The following is a 1842-nucleotide window of genomic DNA, read 5'->3' as shown; positions in this document are numbered from 1 at the left end:
TCTAGTGCCGCATCAGGGAACGTTTGCCCTGTTGTGATGTGACGCGCCGTCCGGATGCCGTGCCGGGCGGCGTGTCGTTGCCAGGCTGTGCGGGTGGCAGAACGAGTGCGTGTCCGAGAGATCGACGACGACGAGGGGCGGCGGCTGCTGCGGATCATCCGCAGGGGCACCGGGTCGGTGGTGACCTGGCGGCGGGCCCAGATGGTGCTGCTGTCCGCGCAGGGCATGCCGGTGGCGAAGATCGCCGAGGTGTCGTTCACCAGCGCCGACCGGGTCCGGGACGTGATCCACAACTTCAATACCGACGGCTTCGAGTCGCTGTATCCGAAGTACAAGGGCGGCCGGCCCAAGACGTTCACGCTGCCCGAGCGGCGCGAGATCAAGAAGGTCGCCAAGTCCAAGCCGACCGAACACGACCTGCCGTTCTCGACCTGGAGCCTGACCAAACTGGCGGACTTCCTGGTCGCCGAGGGGGTGGTCGACGACATCAGCCACGAGGGCCTGCGCATCCTGCTCCGCGAGGAAGGCGTCTCTTTTCAACGCCTGAAGACCTGGAAGACCTCCCGCGATCCGGATTACGCGGCCAAGAAGGCCCGCGTCGAGCACCTCTACGCGATCGCCGACGGCGAGGTCATACCCGAGGACGGTGAGCCTGAAGTCGTCTTCTGCATGGACGAGTTCGGCCCGCTCAACCTGATGCCCCACCTCGGCAGGCAGTGGGCCGAACGCGGCGGCAAGTACAAGGACCCCGACCGTGAACCCCGCCGCCGGCGGCGGGCAACCTACAACCGCTACGGCGGGGTGCGGCACCTGTTCGCCGCCCTGGACCTGGCCAAGGACAAGCTCTACGGCCACATCAAGTCGATCAAGAGGCGGACCCAGTTCCTGGAGTTCTGCCGCTACCTGCGCACCCTCTACCCGCCCGAGATCCGTATTGCGATCGTCTGCGACAACTTTTCCCCGCACCTGACCACGAAGAGGTGCCAGCGGGTCGGCACCTGGGCGGCGGCGAACAACGTCGAGATCGCCTACACCCCGACAAACTCCTCCTGGCTCAACCGCATCGAGGCCCAGTTCACCGCCCTGCGCTACTTCACCCTCGACGGCACTGACCACGCCGACCACAAAGAACAGGGCAGCATGATCCGCCGCTACATCATCTGGCGGAACAAGCACACCGCCGACGAACGCCTCCGCAAGGTCGTGACCCGGGCGAACGTTGCATAGTTGCCGGTCACCCGCTCTCCGGCTGGAGGTACGTCAGTCGGTCGAGGGGGCGCCTTGCGCCTTGCTCAGCAGGGTTCCGCGCGGTTCGAATCCGGCCGAAGAGTAGAAGCGAACGGCTCCCGTGTTCGACGCGAAGATGCCGGCATAGATGATCAAGACACCGCGCTCCGCGGCGGCTCTCTCCGCGGCCTTCAGCAAGGCCGCCCCGACACCCTCGCCGCGATGCCCGTCCAGGACGACGGTGTGAATCTCGGCCGCGCGGCGGGGAGCCAGGATCTGGTGGTCCGGGGGATCCGCCAGCAGGACGACCTCCACCATGCCCACAACCTCGCCAACCGCCTCGGCGACCAAGATCAGCACCTTGGTCTCGGCTGCAAGCACCTCCTCGAAATGCCTGCGCACGGTCTCGACGTCGGGCACGCGGTAGATGGCCGGATCGAGTTGGACATGCCTTTCAGCATTCGCGAGACGCAGGCGGACAAGCGCGGGCACATCCTCCCGCTCAGCGGCCCTGACCAAGATCGGCATGACCGGGAGCCTTCCAGCTCACCCACCCCACCGCAAGGCTCACGAGGTAACTCAAGACGAGGCGAACGTTGCCTGATGCGGCACTAG

At 66.1% G+C, this 1842-nt stretch carries 2 protein-coding genes; one reads left to right on the top strand and one right to left on the bottom strand.

The features are described from left to right. Positions 1-93 precede the first annotated feature (93 nt). Positions 94-1227: an IS630 family transposase gene (locus ACIPSA_RS51370; RefSeq protein WP_402649247.1), complete on the top strand. Its 1134-nt coding sequence runs from the start codon at positions 94-96 to the stop codon at positions 1225-1227. Between the two features lie 33 nt (positions 1228-1260). Here ACIPSA_RS51370 and ACIPSA_RS51365 read toward each other — a convergent pair whose 3' ends face one another. Then, entirely contained in the window at positions 1261-1755 is a 495-nt protein-coding gene (locus ACIPSA_RS51365; protein WP_402649245.1) for a GNAT family N-acetyltransferase, read from the bottom strand. Positions 1756-1842: the final 87 nt, after the last annotated feature.

The sequence above is a fragment of the Streptomyces sp. NPDC086549 genome (assembly GCF_044746205.1).
In the GTDB taxonomy this organism is placed as follows: domain Bacteria; phylum Actinomycetota; class Actinomycetes; order Streptomycetales; family Streptomycetaceae; genus Streptomyces.
The sequence above is the reverse complement of the archived record's forward strand: the minus strand, read 5'-3'. Positions and strand labels throughout refer to the sequence as shown.

What these genes read in the sequence shown, in the direction of transcription:
- ACIPSA_RS51365 (WP_402649245.1), bottom strand. Translation starts at nt 1,755, where the DNA reads ATGCCGATCTTGGTCAGGGCCGCTGAGCGGGAGGATGTGCCCGCGCTT.